Source organism: Streptomyces sp. NPDC048473, from assembly GCF_043200155.1.
GTDB lineage: Bacteria > Actinomycetota > Actinomycetes > Streptomycetales > Streptomycetaceae > Streptomyces.
Genome location: NZ_JBICXE010000001.1, coordinates 36,387 through 56,459, shown reverse-complemented (window position 1 = coordinate 56,459; position 20,073 = coordinate 36,387). Strand labels below are relative to the sequence as shown.

The window sequence follows — 20,073 nt, the reverse complement described above, 5'->3', positions numbered from 1 at the left end:
GCCCTGACCTGGCGGTTCATCCCGAGCTTGTCCCCAGCCGCCCCCACAGTCCCGCGGAATGCAGGATTCCGGTCGTGTGGGCCCGTTCTCCGGGCGGGAATCCGGTTGCACGGACCTTGCCGAATGGGTGGCCAGGAAGCCTTCGAGGGGTGATCATGAGAGTCCAGAGCGCACTTCCCATGAGGAGGCACGGGTGGCCGAGACTCTGAAGAAGGGCAGCCGGGTTACCGGCGCCGCGCGCGACAAGCTCGCGGCAGACCTGAAGAAGAAGTACGACTCCGGTGCGAGCATCCGGGCGTTGGCCGAAGAGACCGGCCGCTCCTACGGATTCGTCCACCGGATGCTCAGTGAGTCCGGAGTCACGCTGCGAGGACGCGGCGGAGCGACACGAGGCAAGAAGGCCGCCACGGCCTGACGGCCTTCGGCGGATCGGGGCAGGTCGTCCGACCCGTCCCGGGGCTCACCGGTTTCGGTGGTGGCCACCCGGTCGATTGTGATGTCGGTCGGGTGGTTACTGTTCAGTCACTTAGCTCGAAATGCTGACTGATCCGATCCGGAGGCGCCCCATGACCTCGCTCGACTCTGTGCTCGACAAGGACGGCGTACGACTCACCGTCGATGACGCGGTTGCCACGGTGACCCTCACCAATCCGGCCAAGCGCAACGCTCAGTCCCCCGCTCTGTGGCGGGCGTTGACAGAGGCCGGACGGGCACTGCCGGGCAATGTGCGGGTCGTTGTGCTCCGCGGCGAGGGCATGTCCTTCTCCGCGGGCCTCGACCGGCAGGCGTTCACCCCCGAGGGGTTCGACGGTGAGCCGTCCTTCCTCGACATGGCGCGCGGCCCGGAGGCCGAGCTCGACGCGACCATCGCCGAGTACCAGGAGGCGTTCACCTGGTGGCGCCGCAACGACATCGTGTCGATCGCGGCCGTCCAGGGGCATGCGATCGGTGCAGGCTTCCAGCTCGCCCTCGCCTGCGATCTGCGGATCGTCGCCGAGGACGTGCAGTTCGCCATGCGCGAGACCAGCCTCGGTCTGGTCCCCGACCTCACCGGCACACACCCCCTGGTCAACCTGGTGGGGTACGCCCGCGCGCTCGAAATCTGCGCCACGGGCCGCTTCGTGCACGCCGAGGAGGCCGAGCGCACCGGTCTGGCCAACCTCGTGGTCCCCGCCGACGAGCTGGACGCCGCAGCCCGCGACCTGGCCGGCGCACTGCTGGCCGCCCCGCGCGACGCGGTCGTGGAGACCAAGGCGCTGCTGAGCGGTGCCGTCTCCCGTGGTTACGAGGAGCAGCGCGTCGCCGAACGTGCCGCGCAGGGCCGCCGTCTGCGCGACCTGGCGGGCATCACCGACTGAGAGGGCTGTGCCCCCCGATCGCCGGGCGGGCTCGATCCTCAGGCCCGCCCGCTGGTCAGTCCTGCTCCACCACCGCTGTGATCAGCACCGCGACCGAGGGACGCCCCTCCACCGCATCCGCCACCGCGCCCCGCACCGCACGTGCCACATCGAGCGCCCGGTGGCCCGAGTCCGTCGCCAGCTCGACCCGTACCCGACCCGGGTCCGTGTGCACCGCGTTGCCCAGTACCCGGGTCAGTGTCACGACCCCCGGTACACCGGCGGCAGCGACCCCCGCCACCCCCTCCGGCCTCACCGAGAGCACTTCGTCCGGTGCGGGCGCCCGCCGTTCGGGTGGTGTGTCCAGCAGCTCCGTAACCCGGAGATCCACCTCGGCGACCACCAGACCGAGCCGGTGCCCGGCCGCCGTCAGCAGCGCCGAGCGCAGCGTCGCGGCAGCGGCGGGCAGCGGCCGGCCGGACATCGCCGACATGGTCGCCTCGATCCGCAGCGGCCCCGGCGGCAGCGCACTCGGCGGCGGTTCCACCTCCGAGTCCGGGGCCCGGTCCGGATCAGCCACAGAGATCCTGAGCTCCCCGAGCACCGGCCCTGGTCCCGGCCCGCCCACCGCGTCGCGCAGCACCCGGGCCGCGGCCCGCTCCGCGATCCAGACCCCGTCCGCCGGACCGCCCAGCGGAAGCAGCCGGCCGAGGCCGAGCCGTTGCCGAACCGCTGCCGTCCATCCGTCGGCCCTGTGCGGGCTGTCAGCCGTCGTCATTTCCCCAGCCTGCCGCATCCACGGCGCGAGACGGGGCAAGCGCACCTAATGTGGGCAACGAGGTCCAACCCGACCCGAAGGGAAGAGTGGCGATGACCGACACCCCACAGCGGAACCGTCCCGAGAGCCCCGACAAGGAATCGAGCCTGGTCACCAAGCGCGGCGGGGGAGACCCCGCAACCCGTGGCCGTACGACCATCGCCGACGGCGTGGTCGAGAAGATCGCGGGCATGGCGGCACGTGACGTGGTCGGCGTCCATGCGATGGGCAGTGGCTTCTCGCGTACGTTCGGAGCGGTGCGCGACCGGGTACCCGGTGGCGGCAAGTCCGTCACCCGTGGCGTGAAGGCGGAAGTCGGCGAATCACAGACCGCACTCGACTTGGAGATCGTCGTCGACTACGGCGTGTCGATCATCGATGTCGCCCGTGACGTACGGGAGAACGTGATCGCGGCGGTCGAGCGTATGACCGGCCTCGAAGTCGTCGAGGTCAATATCGCGGTAAGCGATGTGAAGCTGCCCGACGAGGCCGACGACGAGGACCAGCCCGAGCCACGTCTCCAGTAGGCCTCCTGACCGAGGCAGTTGAGGAGCGCAGGATGAACATGGCTGTGGTCGGCATGGTGGCCGGCATGGCGCTCGGATTCGCCGGGTACTTCGGCGGATTCGGGGCCTTTCTGCTGGTGGCCGCGTTGGGGGCGATCGGCTTCATCGTCGGTCGCTTCCTGGAAGGTGACCTGGAGCCCGGCGACTTCTTCCGGAGTCGCGAGCGCGGCGACCGACGGCGGTGACGGCGTTGTCGGGGGTGAGCGGCCGGGTCGCCGCCGGTGAGCGCGGGGAGACCCGGATCGCCGACCGGGTGGTCGCGAAGATCGCCGCACAGGCGGCGAAGGAGGCGATCGACGAGCCGCCGAAGGAAGGCGCCTCGCCGCGCGCCACGGTCACGGTGCACCGCGACACCGCCCGGGTCCGGGTGAGTCTGGAGCTCGGATACCCCTCCGACATCGGCCGCCAGTGCGGCGGGGTGCGTCGGCATGTCGCCGAGCGGGTAAAGGCGTTGGCGGGGATGGAAGTGCCCGAGGTTGCCGTACAGGTCGAGCGCCTGCATCCGTCGGGAGCGAGCATCGCGGCACAGGGGAGGATCCGATGACCGAGCCCCACGACCCGGAACACCGTACGCAACGGCTGCCCACCACCCGGCCCGTCGACCAGGGGGCCGTGCTCGAACTCGACCAGTCCGCCTCGTCCGCCGCCTACGACCCGGTGCCCGCGCAGCAGGAGAGCGGCGGCAGGGCGGGCCGTTTCTGGTCCGCGCGCCGCATCCCCGCGGCGGTCCTCGCCCTGGTGATCCTCGGCGGCACCGGTCTGCTGCTCTACGACGTGGCGGCGGTACGGGCCGACCACCCGGCGATGCAGTGGCGCCGCACGCTGGCCGGCGAACTCGCCGGCCGGCCACTGGACAACGTCTGGGTGCTGGCCGGCACGGCGGCCGCCATGGCGATCGGCCTGTGGCTGCTCGTGCTCGCCGTCACCCCCGGACTCCGCGACCTGCTGCCGATGCGCCGCGACCTCCCCGGCGTACGGGCCGGCCTCGACCGGGCCGCGGCCGCACTGGTCCTGCGCGACCGGGCCATCGAGGTGTCCGGTGTGCAGTCGGTACGGGTCCGGATGGGCCGCGGCAAGGTCGGGGTGCGCGCGGTGTCGCACTTCCGTGAACTCGACGACGTACGGGCCGATCTGGACACCGTGCTCGGGACCGGGATCAAGGAACTGGGCCTGGCCAGGCCGCCGAGCCTGTCCGTACATGTCCGCCGTCCCGCGAAGAAGGGGTGAGCCCGTTGCTCAGGACCGTCAACCGGGTACTGCTCGGCCTGGCCGGGCTGGTGCTGATCTGCGGCGGTGGTGCGGTGCTCGCCGCCGGGCTCGGCCTCTCCGTTCCGTCCTGGTGGCCCTGGTACGGCAAGGGCGATGTGCTCCTCAGCGAGGCCGACCGGGACCGCTGGCGCGGCGAGGGCTGGTGGTGGCCGACGGTGATCGCGGTCCTGGCCGTCGTGGTCGTCCTCGCCCTGTGGTGGCTGCTGGCCCAGCTGCGCCGCGCCCGCCTCGCCGAGGTGCTGGTCGACAGCGGCGACGGCGAGGGTGCGCTGCTGCGGGGCCGGGCCCTGGAGGGGGTGCTCGCCGATGAGGCGGGCACCTTGGACGGAGTGGCCCGCGCCCAGGTCGTGCTGACCGGCCGGCGCAGTTCGCCGCACGCCAGGATCCGCCTGCTGATGGAGCCGCACGCGGCGCCGGACGAGGCGCTGGGCCGCCTCACCGACGAGGCGCTGGCCCATGCGCGGGATTCGGCGGGGCTGGCCGAGCTGCCGGCCGAGGTGCGGTTGAGGGCGGTCAAGCACCGTGCGGAAAGGGTGAGTTGACGGCCGTTGCCGTGGTGTCCTCGATCGCCGGACGGGCTTGAGGAATCGAACCCGTCCGGCGATCGAGAACAGAGCGGGCCCGTTCAGAAGCCGTGCCGGGAGCCGCCGTCCACCGGCAGCATGATGCCCGTCAGATACGACGCCGCGGGCGAGAGCAGGAACGCCGCGGTCCTGCCGAACTCCTCCGGTGTGCCGTAGCGCCGCAACGGAATACCTGCCGCATTGGCCGCACGAGAGGCTTCCGCATCGCCCGAGAGCGCATCCAGTTCGCGCATCCGGTCCGTGCCGATCCGGCCCGGCAGCACGCCCACCACGCGGATGCCCCGGGGGCCGAGCTCGTCGGCCAGGGACTTGGCGAAACCGGCCAGGCCGGGGCGCAGACCGTTGGAGATCGTCAGCCCGGCGATCGGCTCGTACACGGAGCCGGAGAGCACGAAGCCGATGACACCGCCCTCGCCGAGCCTGGCCGCCGCGGCCCTGGCGAGGCGTACCGCGCCCAGGAACACCGACTCGAAGGCCGACTGCCACTGCTCGTCGGTGTTGTCGGCGACGAAGCCGGGCGCCGGTCCGCCGACGCTGATGAGAATGCCGTCGAGCCGTCCGAACCGCTCGTGCGCGCTGTCCACGAGACGCTGCGCGGAGGCGGGGTCGGCATTGTCGGCGGCGAGGCCGACGGAGTCCGGCCCCAGTTCGGCGGCGGCCGCCTCGGCGCGCTTCTCGTCCCGGCCGGTGATGATCACCCTCGCGCCGTCGTCGGCCAGCGCCCGCGCCGTGGCGTTGCCCAGCCCCCGGGTCGCTCCGGTGACGATGTACACACGGTCCTTCAGTCCAAGATCCATGGCCCTATCCTGCCGCGTCGCCCTCCAGCGTGTCCTCCCCGGCCAGTGCCATGGCGGTGCCCACCAGTCCGATGTGGCTGAACGCCTGCGGAAAGTTGCCGAGCTGCCGGTGCTCGACGGTGTCGTACTCCTCGGCGAGCAGTCCCACATCGTTACGGAGTGCCAGGAGCTGCTCGAAGAGATCTCTGGCCTCCTCGGCGCGCCCGGTCAGGAGCAGGGCGTCGGCCAGCCAGAACGAGCACGCCAGAAAGGCCCCCTCACTGCCGGGCAGCCCGTCGATCGAGGCGCCGTCCGTGCTGTAGCGGCGGACCAGGCAGCCGCTGCCCAGTTCCTCCCGGACGGCGTCGACCGTCCCGACCATCCGGGGATCGTCCGGCGGCAGGAAACCGGTCCGGGCGATCAGCAGCGTCGCAGCGTCCAGATTCCGGGAGCCGTAGGACTGCGTGAAGGTGTTCCGTACCGGGTCGAACCCCTTCTCGCACACCTCCCGGTGCACGGCGTCCCGCATCGCCCGCCACCGGTCGGCGTCGCCGGCCAGCGAGGGGTTCTTCTCCAGGGTGCGCACAGCACGGTCGGCGGCGACCCAGGCCATCACCTTGGAGTGCACGAAGTGGCGGCGCTGGCCGCGGATCTCCCACAGCCCCTCGTCCGGCTCGCGCCAGGTGGACTCCAGGAAGCCGAGCAGGCTGAGCTGCAGATTCCAGGCGTGCGGCTTGTCGTCCAGGCCCGCCTCGCGCGCGAGCCGCAGCGAGTCGATGACTTCCCCGTACACATCGAGCTGACGCTGGTGGACCGCGGCGTTGCCGATCCGGACCGGGCTGGAGTTCTCGTATCCGCGCAGCCACGGCAGCTCCGACTCGGGCAGCCTGCGCTCGCCCGCCAGGCCGTACATGATCTGCAGGTCGGCCGGGTCCCCGGCGACGGCCCGCAGCAGCCAGTCCCGCCAGGCGGCGGCCTCCTCCAGATAGCCGGCCGAGATGAGGGCGCCGAGGGACAGTGTGGAGTCCCGCAGCCAACAGAAGCGGTAGTCCCAGTTCCGTACGCCGCCGATCTCCTCGGGCAGCGAGGTGGTGGGAGCCGCCACGATGCCGCCCGTCGGGCCGAAGGTGAGCGCCTTCAGCGTGATCAGCGAACGGATCACCGCCTCCCGGTACGGGCCCCGGTACTTGCACCGCGCGGACCACTCGGCCCAGTCGGACAGGGTGTTCTTCAACGCCTCGAACGGATCGACGAGATCGGGGCGGGGTGAGTGCGAGGGGTGCCAGGTCATGACGAACGCCACCTTTTCGCCCGCGGAGACGGTGAACGACGAGCGGGTGGAGAACTGCTGGCCCCATGTCTTGACCGGTGGCTCGCTGCGCAGCCAGGTCGAGTCCGGCCCGGCGACCGCCACCCGGTGGCCCTGCGAGCGGCGCACCCACGGCACGACCGAGCCGAAGTCGAAGCGCAGCCGGATCACGGAGCTCATGTCGACGGTGCCGCTGATGCCCTCGATGATCCGCATGACATCGGGTTCCTGGTCGCGCTGCGGCATGAAGTCGATGACCTTGACCGTGCCGGTACGGGTCTCCCAGAACGTCTCCAGGACGAGGGAGTCACCCGCATAGCTGCGCCGGGTGCAGGTGTCGGCGCCCTTCGGGGCGATCCGCCAGTGGCCGTTGTCCTCGTCGCCGAGCAGGGCCGCGAAACAGGCGCCCGAGTCGAAGCGGGGCAGACAGAGCCAGTCGACAGAACCGTTCCTGCCGACCAGGGCGGCTGTCTGCAGATCGCCGATGAGGGCATAGTCCTCGATGCGTGGGGTCACGTTCTGGCGTGTTCCCGCACCTGGGCCTCGTTAAGCAGTCCCACGAGAGATGGGGGTCACGCCGACACCCGGGCGGAGACAGTGTCAGGCCGTCGCGGGTTCCGGTTGCTCCGGCTGCTCCGGCTCGGAGGCATCCTGCTCCCCGGCGGCCGCCTTGGCCGCCGCCTCCACCCGGTCGCGCTTCTCCCTGCGGGCGAGGACCACGAAGCCGACCGGGACACCGGCGGCGAACAGCCACCACTGCACGGCGTACGCCATGTGCGGGCCGATCGAGCTGTCGTCGGGGGCCGCGATCAGTTCCGGGGAGTCGCCGGACGGCTCGGGTCCGGTCTGCTCGATGTAGCCGCCGAGCACCGGCCGGGAGAGCCGCTTGGCCTCCTGGGCGCTGTTGATCAGCATCACCTGGCGGTCCGGCAGATCCGAGATGTCCTTGATGCCGCTGGCGCTCGTCGTCTCGTCGGCCTCGAGCCGCCCGGTGACGGTCACTTCGCCCTTGGGTACGGCCGGTACGTCGGGGAAGGCGCGCTGGCTGTCGGCGGAGGGCACCCAGCCACGGTTCACCAGGACCGTTCCGCCGCCCTTGAGGTCGAGCGGGATCAGTACATGGACGCCGATCCGGCCGTCGGTGGAGGTCCTGCGGCGTACGACCACCTCGTGCGCGGTGTCGTACGTGCCCGTGGCCGTCACCGCTCGCCAGTAGTCGGAGCGCGGGACCGTGTGACCCGGGGAGGTGAGCGAGGCGACCGGAACCGGTTTTGCCTTGAGGTTGCGGGAGATCAGAGAGTTCTGCGCGACCTTGTGCTCATGCCGGTGCAGCTGCCAGAAGCCCAGCTCGACCATCGTGGGAATCAGGACGAGGGAGAGGAGGGCGAGGATCAGCCACTGCCGGGTCAACAGGAAGCGGTACACCCCATGACGGTACAACTGCGTCATGGGGTGCATCGCGGAGGGGTGGGGGAAGGGGGCGCGGCCGCCGGTGATCAGACTTTGTCGATGATGCCCACCTTCCCCTCGGCGCGGGCGCAGTGACCGCCGCAGAACCAGTGCCCGTCGACCTCGACGCCCTGGCCGATGATCTGGACCCTGCAGTGTTCACAGATGGGTGCCATGCGGTGAATGGCGCAGGAGAAGCAGTCGAAGACGTGCACCGCGCCCTGCGCGTGCACCTCGAAGGACATGCCGTAGTCGTTTCCGCAAACCTCGCAACGTGCCATGCGCCACAGGGTGGGACGCAAGGGCGGCGGCGGGCGAGCGGCGGGCGGGCGAGTCGCCCCCGGTTCACTCCGATGACGGCGCGGCTGCCCGTGCCGACGCCGGTGCCACATCGCGCAGCAGATGGGTGAATGCGCTCTCGTCCAGGACCGGTGTGCCGAACGACTTCGCCTTCACCGTCTTCGACGTCACCGAGTCCGGGTCATTGGTGACGAGCAGACTGGTCAGCCGGGACACACTGGTCGCCACATGCAGTCCGGCCTCCACGGCCCGGTCCTCCAGCAGCTCGCGGTCGATGGAGGTGTCCCCGGAGAACGCCACCCGCATGCCCTGCATGAGAGGTTTGTCCTTCTCGTACCGTCCAGGGTTCGGATACGGGCACGCCGGACGCTTGCGCGAGGGACGCCAGCTGTTCTGACCGTACGAAGCCTGGTAGCCGACCCGTGGTGTGACCGGGGAGTCCGACCATTCGGTCAGCGGCCGGCACTCCAGCAACGGCAGCCGCACCCCGCCCCGCGCCGCCGCATGCAGACTCGGCCGGAACGCCTCGGCCAGCACCCGGGCGTCGTCCAGGGCGTGGTGGGCGCGCTGCTGCACGACTCCGAAGTGCGCGGCCAGCGACTCCAGCTTGTGGTTGGGCAGCGGCAGCCGCAGCTCCTTGGAGAGCGCGATGGTGCACAGCCGCTGCTCGACGGGAGCGGTGACCGAGGCCCGTGCGTACTCCCGGGCCAGCATCGACCAGTCGAAAGCCGCGTTGTGCGCGACGAGCACGCGGTTCGCGAGCCGTTCGGAGAGCTGGGTGGCGACCTCCGGGAAGAGCGGGGCGCCTTCGAGGACATCGCTGGTCAGTCCGTGGATCCAGACAGGGCCGGGATCACGCTGAGGGTTGACGAGGGTGTACCAGTGGTCCTCGACATTGCCCTGCGCGTCCAGGCGGTAGACGGCAGCGGACACTATCCGGTCGTCCCGTGCGAGTCCGGTGGTCTCCACGTCGACGACCGCGTACCCCTGCGGGTAGGCGGTCGGCCACGGTGCTGCGGTCTGGCGGTCGTCGAGCATGGTCACAGAGAATACGGGCCGCGACTGACAGTCTCCTATTCGGCCGTCTCCCGCCCCTGCGCGCTGGTTCCGCGGCGCGACCCCTGTTGTACGGGGCCGGCCAGCAGCCCCTCCACCAGGGCCCGTACGGAATCCGCGAACAGCCGGTCCGGGTCGGCGGGCCGGGCCAGTGCGCGGGCCAGTGCCGGGTCGTCGTCCGCGGTGGACGCGGCCCACAGATCGCCCTCGCCGGGGGACTGGACGGGGGACCGCTCCCGGTTGCGCTCGACGAGCAGGAAGCCGACGGTCTGGAACTGCACCGCCCGCACCGCGGCGGCCGCCCGCGCCCCGCGCAGCCCCGCGGCGTGCACCTCGTGGACGAGGGCCTGTTGCGCGGGGAGGAACATCCGCTCGGTGAGCCCTCGTTCATGGACCATCGCGATCAGATGCGGCCGGGCCCGCAGTTCGCGGCGCAGGCCGCGGGCGACGGAGACGATACGGGCCGCCGGGGTCCGGCCGGCCGGGCGGAGGGTGCCCATATCCTGCACGGTGCGCTCGACGAGCGCGTCCAGCAGCGATTCGCGATTGCCGACGTGCCAGTAGATCGACGTGACCGCGGTGCCCAGTCCGGCGGCGAGAGCGCGCATGGTGAGGGCCTGCGGGCCGTGCCGTTTCACCAGGGCGGCGGCCGTGTCCAGGACCTCTTCGCGGGTCAGTGACGATCGCGCCACAGCGCTCCTTGATTCTCGGACTCCGTTACGTGCATGCCTATTTACCCTTCATCGGCGTCGGTGTAACTGTGTTACAGAACTGGCACGGAGAACCGAGACACCGAGACACGGAGAACCGATTCACGGACGACCGAAGGGTGGTACGGCATGGCACGTGTACGGTACGGCGCGCGCACCGAGGCCGAGATCGCGGCAGCCCGCGCGGCCCGCTCCACACTCCCCGACATCTGGTCCACCGGTGTGGTGGCTCTCTGGGAGAGCGACCCCGACGCGGTGGCGGCCGTCCTCCCGCCGCCCCTCAAACCCGCCCAGCGCCCGCTGGTCCGGGCCAACATCAGCACGGTCGAACTCCCCGGCTACCCACTCGGTGCGGGCTCCGTCGCCGTCGCCGCCGTCCACGACGGCCACGAGGGCTGGTATCCGCTCGTCATGCCGATGACCCATGAACGGGCGCTGATCGGCGGCCGTGAGGTGTTCGGCGAACCGAAGAAGCTCGGCGAGGTGACCGTCGAACGCGACGGCCTCGTCGTCCGGGCCGTGCTCGCCCGGCACGGCATCGCGTTCGTCGAGGTGCGCGGCGCGGTCAGCGGACCGCTCCCGCTGCCCGAACCGACGGCCAAACTCGACTTCTACTTCAAATTCCTGCCCGCCGTGGACGGCGAGGGCTTCGACTCCGACCCCGTCCTGATCCACTGCACCCGCCACGAGAAGGTCCGCAGACTGGAGCGGATCTCGGGCGATGTGGTGCTGCGCGAGTCGGTGTACGACCCGGTGGCCGACCTCCCCGTACGCCGGCTGATCGACCTCACCATCGGCGAGAAGACCAGCGACCAGCAGGGCAGGGCCGTGGAGCGGGTGAGCGCCGAGGCGCTGCTGCCGTACATCCACCAGCGCTACGACGACCCGCAGCAGATCCACGACGGACCGCCGGAAGGGAGCGTCCGATGAGACTGGAGGAAGGCCAGGTCGCCGTCGTCACCGGCGCCGCGAGCGGCATCGGCCTCGCGATGGCACGCAGGTTCGCGGCCGAGGGGCTGAAGATCGTCCTCGCCGATGTGGAGGAGGGCGCGCTCGACAAGGCGGCGGGCGAATTGCGCCAGGACGGTGCGCAGGTGCTGGCCAGGGCCGTCGACGTCAGCGAGCGGGAATCCGTACAGGCCCTGGCCGAAGCCGCGTACGACACCTTCGGCGCCGTGCATGTGCTGTGCAACAACGCCGGTGTCGGCTCCGGGGCCGAGGGCCGGATGTGGGAGCACGAGCCGAACGACTGGAAGTGGGCCTTCGCCGTCAATGTGTGGGGTGTCTTCCACGGCATCCAGGCCTTCGTGCCGCGCATGATCGCGGACGGCGGCCCCGGCCATGTCGTCAACACCTCGTCCGGCGACGGCGGGATCGCCCCGCTGCCGACCGCCTCCGTGTACGCGGTCACCAAGTCCGCCGTCGTCACGATGACCGAGTCGCTGTACGCACATCTGAAGGCGGAGGGCGCCTCGGTCGGCGCCTCGGTGCTCTTCCCCGGCCCGCACATGCTCCGTACCGGACTGTGGGAGTCGCACCGCAACCGGCCGGAACGGTACGCCAAGGAGCGCCCGCGCAGGACCCCGTACCGCAGCCTCGACCAGTGGGAGTCCGCCATGAGGGCGGCGGGCCACGAGGTCGAGTTCACCCCCGTGGAGGACGTCGCGGGGACAGTCGTGGACGGGATACGCGCCGACCGCTTCTGGATGCTGCCGGACAGCGAGCACAGCGACCGGCAGATCCGCGCCAGGTCGCAGTCGATGCTCGACCGGGCCAACCCGTCGTACCTGGAGAGCTTCATACTCGACTGAGGAGCGAGCGATGACCGACGACCCGTACCTGATCATCTCCTCCGACTGCCACGCCGGGCTGCCCACCGAGGAGTACCGGCCCTATCTCGACCCCCGCTTCCACCGGGACTTCGACGACTTCCTCGCCGGGCGCGACCGCCGCCGCGAGGAGATGACCCGCCTCGGTGTACGCAACGAGGCCTTCGCCGACAAGTGGTTCCACGACAACGAGGAAGGGCTGAAGGGTGGTTGGGACGCCGCCCGGCGCCTGAAGGAACTGGACGGTGACGGGGTGGCGGCCGAGGTCGTCTTCCCCGACGCGGACGCCGTCGACAGCCGGACCGCCGCCCCGTTCGGTGTGGGCCTCGGGCTCTCCGGCGACCAGGACCCGGAACTGGGCATGGCGGGTGCGCAGGCCCACAACCGCTGGCTCGCCGACTTCGTCTCGCAGAACCCCGAACGCCACTGCGGGGTCGCCCTGTTGCCCGTCACCGGCGAGGTCGACCGGGTCGTCGCGGAGATTCACCGGGCGAAGGAATCCGGACTCGGTGCGCTCATGATCCCCTCCATGTGGGTGGACAAGGCCCCGTACCACGACCGCCGTTACGACCCCGTGTGGGCGGCCGCCGCCGAGACGGCCATGCCGGTCGTCACCCACTCCGGGGCGGCCCCGCGCCACGAGTACGGCGACCACCTCGGGATCTACGTCTCCGAGGTCACCTGGTGGCCGTCCCGCCCGCTCTGGTTCCTGCTCTGGTCGGGCGCCTTCGAACGCCACCCCGGGCTGAAGTTCGGCGTCGCCGAGTCAGGCTGCTGGTGGCTGCCGAACCTCCTCTGGTTCATGGACCGGCTCTACCTCGGCGCCCACGGCGGGAAGAAACTCTCCCCGTTCGCCGAACTGAAGCGCCCGCCGCACGAGTACCTCGACCGCCAGGTCTTCATCTGCGCCACCAACACCAAACGCCGCGAGCTCGCCCAGCGGTACGAGATCGGCGTCGACAACATCCTGTGGGGCAGCGACTTCCCGCACCCCGAAGGCACCTGGCCGAACACCGCGAACTGGCTGCGCAACACCTTCCACGACATCCCCGTCACCGAGACCCGCCGCATGCTGGGTCTCGCCGCGGCCGAGGTGTTCGGTTTCGACACGGCGAAGCTCGCCCCGATCGCCCGGCGGATCGGCCCCACACCCGAGGACCTGGGCCAGAGCTCCGACCAGACGGCCGTCGAGGCGTCCTGGGCCAGGTCGCGCGAAGTGGGCCGGCACTGGCTGACCGACCACGACTTCCCGGTCCTGGGGGTCCAGTGATGGGCCGGCACACGGACCGGTACACCGTCATCTCCGCCGACTGCCACGCCGGAGCCGATCTCCTCGACTACAAGCCCTACCTGGAGACGAAGTACCACGACGACTTCGACGCGTGGGCGGCGACGTACGTCAATCCGTACGAGGACCTCCTCGCCGACACCGCCGACCGCAACTGGAACTCCGCACGCCGCGTCGCGGAGCTGGAGGCGGACGGCATCGTCGCGGAGGTCGTCTTCCCCAACACCATCCCGCCCTTCTTCCCCTCAGCCTCCCTGATGGCGCCCGCGCCGTCGCAGGCGGAGTACGAACAGCGCTGGGCCGGCCTGCGCGCCCACAACCGCTGGCTCGCCGACTTCTGCGGGCAGGTGCCGGGCCGGCGCGCGGGCGTCGCGCAGATCCTCCTCAACGATCCCGAGGAGGCCGTACGCGAGATCCGCCGCACCAAGGACGCGGGCCTGACCGGCGGCATCCTGCTGCCCGGCGCCCCGCCCGGCTCCGGCATCCCGGAGCTGTACTCGCAGGTGTACGACCCGCTGTGGGCGGTCTGCGAGGAGCTGGACGTACCGGTGAACCACCACGGCGGCTCGGCCTCCCCACCGCTCGGCGACGAACCGGCGGCCCGCGCCGTCTTCATGGTGGAGACGACCTGGTTCTCGCACCGGGCGCTGTGGCACCTGATCTTCGGCGGAGCGTTCCGCCGCCACCCCGGACTGAAACTGGTCCTCACCGAACAGGGCTCCGGCTGGATCCCGGGCGTCGTGGAGATGCTGGACTACTACCACGGACGGCTGGTCGCGGCGGCGACCCGGGCAGCCACCGCCGAATCCAAATTCGGTGCGGGGCTCGCCGCTTCGATGGGCGCGAGCCCCGGTGAGGTCTGGCGCGACAACTGCTACGTCGGCGCCAGCTTCATGCGGCCCCACGAGGTGCCGCTGCGCGACCGGATCGGCCTCGACAAGATCATGTGGGGCAGCGACTACCCGCACGACGAGGGCACCGCCCCGTACTCACGGGAGGGTCTGCGGATCGCGTACGCGGGACTGCCGCCCGAGGAGATCGCGGCGATGGCCGGCGGCAACGCCGCGCGCGTCTACGGCTTCGACCTGGCGGCGCTCGACCGCATCGCGGCCGAGGTCGGCCCGACGGTCGAGGAGATCGCCGAGCCACTGAAGGAGGTCCCGCCCGACGCGACCAGTCCCGCCTTCGCACCGGGCGGGTCGGTACGCGTCTGGTGACCGGGCGGAGTGAGACCATCCCCGGGTGACGGATACCCAGGCGCATGACGAAGCGCACGGCAACGGGCTCGGCGCGCGGCTGAACTGGCTGCGCGCCGCGGTCCTCGGTGCCAACGACGGTGTGGTCTCCACCGCGGGCCTGGTCGTCGGCGTGGCCGGCGCCACCGGCGACCGCGGCGCCCTGCTCACGGCGGGCCTGGCCGGACTGCTGGCCGGGTCCATGTCGATGGCGGCGGGCGAGTACGTATCGGTCTCCACCCAGCGCGACTCGGAGCGGGCCGCGCTGGCGACGGAGAAACGGGAGCTGGCGGAGACCCCGGAGGCCGAACTCGTCGAACTCACCGGCCTGTTGGAGGGCAAAGGCCTGAGCCGGGAAGTCGCCCGCGAGGCCGCCCTCCAGCTCACCGAACGCGACGCGCTGCGCGCCCACGCGGTGGTCGAGCTGGGCATCGACCCGGACGAGCTGGCGAACCCGTGGCATGCGGCGGGCGCGAGCTTCCTGGCGTTCACAGCGGGCGCGCTGCTGCCGCTGCTGGCGATCGTGCTGCCGCCGTCATCGCTGCGGCTCCTCGTGACCGTGCTGTCGGTGCTGGCGGCGCTGGCGCTGACGGGCTGGTGGAGCGCACGGCTGGGGGACGCGACGGCGGGACCCGCGGTGCTGCGGAACATGGGTGGGGGAGCGGTGGCGATGGCGGTTACTTATGCGGCGGGGGAGTTGCTGGGGGCGGTGGGGGTTTAGGGGAGGCGGATGATGCGTTCGGGCGGGAAGAGTTCGGTGCCGGTGGCCCGGGTGTCGTCCAGCAGCGTGACAGTGAGGCGCTTGATGCCGGCCAGCGGGCTCAGATCGATCGGGGGAGCGTCCTGGGCGCAGTGGCTCAGCCGGAGCGAGGTGAGGCCGGGCAGATCGCGCAGGGGAGTCAGATCGCCGACGGTCCCGCAGCGGAACAGGAAGAGCCGCTGCAGCCCGGTGAGGGCGGGAATCAGCCGGGGGTCGAAGTGATCGACCTCGTGCACTCCCAGTCCCGTGAGCATGGAGAGGGTGGGGTGCCGTTCCAGCTGGCGGAGCTGGGTCCGGCCCCCGACCGTGAGCGAGTCCAGGTGCGGCCAGCGCTCGATGCCGTCGAGACTCAGATACCGGGTCTGACGGGAGAATCCGAGGTTGACGAGCTGAGGGCCGATGGGCAGTTCGCCCACGCTCTCGATGAGTAAAGGGTGCTGAGCCGTGAAGTCCTTGAGCCCCGTCATGTCGCGCAGCGGCTCGATGGAGACATCGGGGTTGATCTCGTACAGCAGGAGGCTCCTCAGCCCGGGGCCGGCCAGCGGGCTCAGGTCCTGTACCCGTGAACAGCGGCTGAGTCCCACGTCGGCCAGTGAGGGCACAGAGGCCAGGACGGAGAGGTCCGTCAGCGCATGGTTGTCGTACAGGAAGAGCGCTTCCGGGGCATCCAGCAGGAGCAGGGGGCCGAGATCGCAATGGTCGCCGCTCACGTGGATCCGCCGGGCCCCACGCGTGTGGTGCAGCGCGCTGAGCTGATCGGGTCTGCGAACGTACAGATACGACCTGGTCCAGGAACTGGTGGAGAGCACCTCCCGGGCGTATTCCTCGGTTGCGAAGGTGCCCCAGCCCTCGGCCAGTTGACGGGAGACCTCCGGTCGCTCGTCCTCCCTGAACCCGACCATCACCTCGAACGCGGCATCTCCCCCGATCAGTGCCGCCGTCCGTACGATCGCGGCCGCAGTGCCCTCGCTCAGATTGCCGGGCTTCGGCAGCAGGTCCAGCACCAGCTCACCCGCCTTGGCGAGTTCGCCGGCATCATCGGGATCCAGCGGCGGCAGCAGCTCCTCCGTCCGTGCCTGGACCTCGGACCGCACACCGGGATGCAGCTCCGGCGCATGGTCCAGGCTCGCCGCCGCCAGCAGCACCAGACGATGGCGGTGTTCCGGCTCCTCCTCGGAACGATGCAACAACTTACTCAGAAGCACGGCTCGTTCATCCACCCGCGCGTGCCCCACCGCCATCTGCACCACGTCGTCCCACTGGTCATCGTGCGCGTTGCGCACCAGCACCCCGAAGTCCCGCGCCTCCACCGCCGCCTTCGCCCCGAGGTAGTCCAGGAACGTCCGGTGTACGAAGTCCACCGCGCCCGGGGCCGGTTCGCGCAGCAGTCCGCTGCGGATCAGCAGATGCGAGAACACCTGGTCGGCCGTGCCTCGCACCTGTGGCATCGCCCGCAGCCACTCCGCGACCATCGCGACGGCCTCCTTGCGGTCCGCCTCCACCTGCCCGTTACGGATCAGCCAGTACGCCAACCGCTGGAGCAGAGCCGTCTGCTCCTCCCGGGTGAGGTCGACGCCCTCCACGCCCACGATCTCGCGCTCCGTGTCCCGGCGTACCAGCAGCATGTCCAGCGCCGCGTCGTACAGCTCCTTGCGGGCGCGTGGCAGTTGCATCCGCCGGTCCCGGTTCAGCGCGCACAGCAGCGCGCACATCAGCGGATTGGTCGCCAGCCGGCCCAGGTCCCGGCGCATTCCGACCGCCCGCCGCAACGAGCCCTCGTACGTGTCGAGCTGCTCCCGATCGTCGTCGGACAGGCACTCCGCCCTCGCCGCGTCGTGCCAGTGCCCGATGAATGCGCGGATGTCGTCCCGTTCCATCGGCAGCAGCGAGTGCGCGACGAAGCCCTGCTGCCCCAGCCACCCGTCCGGGACAGCGGCCGGCCGGGTCGTCACCACGTAGCGGGCCTGGGGGTAGGCCGCGATCAGATCCTTGAGCCAGCGCTCGGTCCGGTTGCGCAGCCGCATCGGGACCTCGTCCACCCCGTCGACCAGGACCAGAGCCCGGCCCTCGGTCAGCAGCCGGTCCGCCCATCCCGCAGGCGCCGCACCGTGCAGCGGAACCCCGGTCGCGCGCAGGAAATCGTCCGGGGCGGGCAGGGTCTCGTACGACGTGAAGGCGCGCAGCCGCAGGACGAACGGCACGCAGCGGTTCCAGTCCATCAGCTCGCTGCCGAACGTGCGGCGTGCGGCATTCAGCGCCAGCCACTGCACCAGCGTGCTCTTCCCGGAACCCGCCGGGCCGCGCAGAAGCAGCCGGTTGGTCTCCAGGAGAGCCTGCTCGGCCTTGACCGTCACCCGGTCCGGTGCGGACAGCTCCCACCACGGCGAACCGGTGTCATGGGAACTCACCGCCAGACTGATGTACGCCGTCTCCAGCGGCCACTCGCTCGCCGACCGCCCCAGCGTCAGCCCGAACAACCCCATCCGGCTGTTCGCGGCGGCCACGAACTCCGCGTACCGCCGCTCGAACTCCAGCGCCGCCGCGTCCGGGCGCGGGCCCACCCGGGCCCGTACGTCCTCCACCAGCTCCCGCGTCCGCTCCGCCGCGCGGACCTGCTCCACCGCCGCCCGCGCCGCGAACGACGGCTGGGCGGTCAGCTGCTCCACGGCGTGCGCACAGCACCGGCCGAGCAGCTCCTCGTACAGCTCGACCGCACGCTCCGAAAGGCCCGCGGCGGGCGCCGACAGCTCGGCGCGCAGCCGCTCGGGCTCCAGGTCCACGGCGAACAGCCGGTCCGCCGTCAGTTCGCCCGCTGCCGCGAAGGTGTCCCGTACCGCTTCCACGGCGGCCAGCCGCTCATGCTCCGGCACTCCGGAGTACGACTGGGCCAGCCGCCCGCCGAGCACCTTCGCCAGGCGGTCCGGCTTTGCAGGGCGGGGGAGCGGACGCACCGGGTCCGGGACCAGGCCCGCGCCGGGCTTCGGCGCCACCATCGACTTGGTGACCGTGCCGATCACCGTCGTGGCCAGCCGAAGCATCGCAACTTCCAGACCCTGCACGGCAGTTCCTCCCCCACGGAAGCTCCAGTACAAGGGATCGTACGACGCCCGCATTGGCAGAAGTCACCAAAGACTGCTGACACCACGTCTCGCATACTTGTTGGTAACAACGTCTAGTCCCCGGCCGACCTGCGGCTCTACGGTGCTCGCATGCCGCCGAACCTGCCCGATGTCGTGCTCTGGTCCATACCGGCCTTCGTCCTGCTCACTGTCCTCGAAATGGCCCTCCACCACTTCCATCCCGATGACGAAGCCGCCGGATACGAGGCGAAGGACGCCGTCACCAGCATCACCATGGGGCTCGGCAGTCTGGTCTTCGACCTGCTGTGGAAAGTGCCCATCGTCGCTGTCTACACCGCGGTCTACGAGCTGACCCCGCTCCGCGTCCCCGTGCTGTGGTGGACCGTCCCGCTGATGCTGCTCGCGCAGGACTTCTTCTACTACTGGTCCCACCGCGGCCACCACGTCATCCGGATCCTCTGGGCCTGCCATGTGGTCCACCACTCCAGCCGGAAGTTCAACCTCTCCACCGCGCTGCGCCAGCCCTGGACGTCGCTGACCGTCTGGCCGTTCTATGTGCCGCTCATCGCCTGCGGTGTCCACCCGGCCGCGCTCGCCTTCTGCTCGTCGGCGAACCTCGTCTACCAGTTCTGGGTGCACACGGAGCGCATCGACAAGCTCCCCAGGCCCTTCGAGTACGTACTGAACACGCCCTCCCACCACCGGGTGCACCACGCGTCGCAGGGCGGCTACCTGGACCGGAACTTCGGCGGCATCCTGATCCTGTGGGACCGGCTCTTCGGATCCTTCACCGCCGAGACGGAGCGGCCCGTGTTCGGCCTCACCAAGAACATCGGCACATTCAATCCGCTTCGTGTCGCCACCCACGAGTACGCCGCCATCGCCCGCGATGTGCGCGCGGCGGGCAGCTGGAGCGAGCGCGCCGGGCGGATCTTCCGCGGGCCCGGCTGGCAGCCCGCCGGAACGGCCGCGCGTACGGCCGTCCCCGCCCAGGAGCGCACCCGATGAGCGCCGTTGCCGTCACGGACCGGCGGGAGCGACTCGTACGCCCGCTGCTCATCGCCTTCCTCGTGGCCTCGGCCGTCGACCTCTTCGGTGTCCTCGCCGACGTCCCGGTCGCCCACCTCGTCGCCAAGCCCCTGCTGATGCCGCTGCTGGCCGGGTACGCAGCCGCCCGGCGCGGCCCCCGGCTGCTCATCGCGGCGCTCCTGTTCGGCTGGGGCGGCGACACGCTGCTGCTGCCCGATGCCGATGCCGCCTTCCTCATCGGCATGGGCTCCTTCGCCGCAGGTCACGTCTGCTATCTATGGCTCTTCGGACGCGCCCGCAGCTCGCTGCCCGTCGGGGTCGTGTACGCCGCCGTCCTGGCCACCTTCGTCGCGCTGCTCTGGAGCGGACTGCCCGCGGACATGCGGATTCCGATGACCGGCTACAGCCTGCTGCTCACTGCGATGGCGTACCGCGCCGGCACCCTCGGCCGGTACGCGGCCGTCGGCGGGGCGCTCTTCCTGCTCTCCGACGCGCTCATCGCCACCGGCATCGCCGACTGGCCGCAGCTGCCCGCCCCCGACTTCTGGGTCATGCTCACCTACATCGCCGCACAGTTCCTGCTGACCGTCGGAGCGCTCGCGCCCGGGGCGAAATGGGCCGGTGTCGCTCCTGGGGCGTACCGTGAACGGAGTATCAGTATCTGAGATCAGCAAGGACC

The 20,073-nt window shown here is 70.7% G+C and carries 22 protein-coding genes; 14 read left to right on the top strand and 8 right to left on the bottom strand.

Translation table 11 applies throughout. The features are described from left to right. Positions 1-193: 193 nt before the first annotated feature. Both ACGFU7_RS00295 and ACGFU7_RS00290 read left to right on the top strand, forming a co-directional pair. On the top strand, positions 194-415 hold the full coding sequence (locus tag ACGFU7_RS00295; RefSeq protein WP_018518904.1) for a helix-turn-helix domain-containing protein: 222 nt from the start codon (positions 194-196) through the stop codon (positions 413-415). Between the two features lie 151 nt (positions 416-566). Further along, positions 567-1,358 (top strand): enoyl-CoA hydratase/isomerase family protein, encoded by a 792-nt coding sequence (locus tag ACGFU7_RS00290; RefSeq protein ID WP_393690769.1) that lies wholly within the window; start codon positions 567-569, stop codon positions 1,356-1,358. Between the two features lie 55 nt (positions 1,359-1,413). Here the strand turns inward: ACGFU7_RS00290 and ACGFU7_RS00285 are convergent, their stop codons facing one another. Beyond that, positions 1,414-2,115 carry a hypothetical protein gene (locus tag ACGFU7_RS00285; protein WP_393690767.1) on the bottom strand — a complete coding sequence of 234 codons (702 nt, stop codon included), beginning with the start codon at positions 2,113-2,115 and terminating at the stop codon, positions 1,414-1,416. Positions 2,116-2,207: 92 nt separating this feature from the next. Between ACGFU7_RS00285 and ACGFU7_RS00280 the strand changes: the two genes are divergently transcribed. The 5 genes from ACGFU7_RS00280 to amaP are packed head-to-tail and all read left to right on the top strand — an operon-like array spanning position 2,208 to position 4,531. After that, the gene (locus tag ACGFU7_RS00280; protein WP_393690765.1) at positions 2,208-2,681 is read left to right on the top strand and encodes an Asp23/Gls24 family envelope stress response protein; all 474 of its coding nucleotides are present in this window, start codon (positions 2,208-2,210) and stop codon (positions 2,679-2,681) included. A 32-nt stretch (positions 2,682-2,713) separates the two neighbouring features. Next, complete coding sequence (locus tag ACGFU7_RS00275) at positions 2,714-2,905, top strand: hypothetical protein (protein ID WP_327275937.1); 192 nt, start codon at positions 2,714-2,716, stop codon at positions 2,903-2,905. A 5-nt stretch (positions 2,906-2,910) separates the two neighbouring features. Next, a complete protein-coding gene (locus ACGFU7_RS00270; RefSeq protein ID WP_393691791.1) occupies positions 2,911-3,264 on the top strand; it encodes a hypothetical protein in 354 nt (117 codons plus the stop codon). After that, on the top strand, positions 3,261-3,947 hold the full coding sequence (locus ACGFU7_RS00265) for a DUF6286 domain-containing protein (protein WP_393690763.1): 687 nt from the start codon (positions 3,261-3,263) through the stop codon (positions 3,945-3,947). The genes ACGFU7_RS00270 and ACGFU7_RS00265 overlap by 4 nt, the downstream gene beginning before the upstream one ends. Further along, entirely contained in the window at positions 3,944-4,531 is a 588-nt protein-coding gene (gene amaP / locus ACGFU7_RS00260; RefSeq protein WP_393690761.1) for an alkaline shock response membrane anchor protein AmaP, read from the top strand. The genes ACGFU7_RS00265 and amaP overlap by 4 nt, the downstream gene beginning before the upstream one ends. 83 nt (positions 4,532-4,614) lie before the next feature. Here the strand turns inward: amaP and ACGFU7_RS00255 are convergent, their stop codons facing one another. The 6 genes from ACGFU7_RS00255 to ACGFU7_RS00230 all read right to left on the bottom strand — a co-directional run bounded on the left by ACGFU7_RS00255 (position 4,615) and on the right by ACGFU7_RS00230 (position 10,155). Further along, positions 4,615-5,370, bottom strand: a complete 756-nt coding sequence (locus ACGFU7_RS00255) for an SDR family oxidoreductase (protein ID WP_393690759.1) — start codon at positions 5,368-5,370, stop codon at positions 4,615-4,617. 4 nt (positions 5,371-5,374) lie between these two features. Further along, complete coding sequence (locus ACGFU7_RS00250; protein ID WP_393690757.1) at positions 5,375-7,174, bottom strand: glycoside hydrolase family 15 protein; 1,800 nt, start codon at positions 7,172-7,174, stop codon at positions 5,375-5,377. An 84-nt stretch (positions 7,175-7,258) separates the two neighbouring features. After that, the gene (locus tag ACGFU7_RS00245; protein ID WP_393691789.1) at positions 7,259-8,083 is read right to left on the bottom strand and encodes an SURF1 family protein; all 825 of its coding nucleotides are present in this window, start codon (positions 8,081-8,083) and stop codon (positions 7,259-7,261) included. 71 nt (positions 8,084-8,154) lie between these two features. Further along, a complete protein-coding gene (locus ACGFU7_RS00240) occupies positions 8,155-8,388 on the bottom strand; it encodes a hypothetical protein (RefSeq protein ID WP_072482991.1) in 234 nt (77 codons plus the stop codon). A 64-nt stretch (positions 8,389-8,452) separates the two neighbouring features. Next, on the bottom strand, positions 8,453-9,451 hold the full coding sequence (locus ACGFU7_RS00235) for a DEDDh family exonuclease (RefSeq protein WP_393690755.1): 999 nt from the start codon (positions 9,449-9,451) through the stop codon (positions 8,453-8,455). 29 nt (positions 9,452-9,480) lie between these two features. Next, positions 9,481-10,155 carry a TetR/AcrR family transcriptional regulator gene (locus ACGFU7_RS00230; protein WP_393690753.1) on the bottom strand — a complete coding sequence of 225 codons (675 nt, stop codon included), beginning with the start codon at positions 10,153-10,155 and terminating at the stop codon, positions 9,481-9,483. A 147-nt stretch (positions 10,156-10,302) separates the two neighbouring features. Here ACGFU7_RS00230 and ACGFU7_RS00225 point away from each other — a divergent pair, with 147 nt between their 5' ends. The 5 genes from ACGFU7_RS00225 to ACGFU7_RS00205 are packed head-to-tail and all read left to right on the top strand — an operon-like array spanning position 10,303 to position 15,246. Beyond that, positions 10,303-11,103: an acetoacetate decarboxylase family protein gene (locus tag ACGFU7_RS00225; protein ID WP_393690752.1), complete on the top strand. Its 801-nt coding sequence runs from the start codon at positions 10,303-10,305 to the stop codon at positions 11,101-11,103. After that, positions 11,100-11,984: an SDR family NAD(P)-dependent oxidoreductase gene (locus ACGFU7_RS00220; RefSeq protein WP_393690750.1), complete on the top strand. Its 885-nt coding sequence runs from the start codon at positions 11,100-11,102 to the stop codon at positions 11,982-11,984. The genes ACGFU7_RS00225 and ACGFU7_RS00220 overlap by 4 nt, the downstream gene beginning before the upstream one ends. Positions 11,985-11,994: 10 nt before the next feature. Continuing rightward, positions 11,995-13,272, top strand: a complete 1,278-nt coding sequence (locus ACGFU7_RS00215; protein WP_393690748.1) for an amidohydrolase family protein — start codon at positions 11,995-11,997, stop codon at positions 13,270-13,272. Beyond that, positions 13,272-14,507, top strand: a complete 1,236-nt coding sequence (locus tag ACGFU7_RS00210) for an amidohydrolase family protein (protein WP_393690747.1) — start codon at positions 13,272-13,274, stop codon at positions 14,505-14,507. Before ACGFU7_RS00215 ends, ACGFU7_RS00210 begins: the two co-directional genes overlap by 1 nt. A gap of 25 nt (positions 14,508-14,532) precedes the next feature. Then, entirely contained in the window at positions 14,533-15,246 is a 714-nt protein-coding gene (locus tag ACGFU7_RS00205; RefSeq protein ID WP_393690745.1) for a VIT family protein, read from the top strand. On the opposite strand, the gene ACGFU7_RS00200 is transcribed toward ACGFU7_RS00205, so the two are convergent. Next, a complete protein-coding gene (locus ACGFU7_RS00200) occupies positions 15,243-18,344 on the bottom strand; it encodes an NACHT domain-containing protein (protein ID WP_393690743.1) in 3,102 nt (1,033 codons plus the stop codon). The genes ACGFU7_RS00205 and ACGFU7_RS00200 overlap by 4 nt on opposite strands. Positions 18,345-18,494: 150 nt before the next feature. Between ACGFU7_RS00200 and ACGFU7_RS00195 the strand changes: the two genes are divergently transcribed. Together ACGFU7_RS00195 and ACGFU7_RS00190 are read left to right on the top strand one after the other, a co-directional pair. After that, positions 18,495-19,373 (top strand): sterol desaturase family protein, encoded by an 879-nt coding sequence (locus ACGFU7_RS00195; protein WP_393690741.1) that lies wholly within the window; start codon positions 18,495-18,497, stop codon positions 19,371-19,373. Continuing rightward, a complete protein-coding gene (locus ACGFU7_RS00190; protein ID WP_393690740.1) occupies positions 19,370-20,059 on the top strand; it encodes a lysoplasmalogenase in 690 nt (229 codons plus the stop codon). Before ACGFU7_RS00195 ends, ACGFU7_RS00190 begins: the two co-directional genes overlap by 4 nt. Positions 20,060-20,073 lie beyond the last annotated feature (14 nt).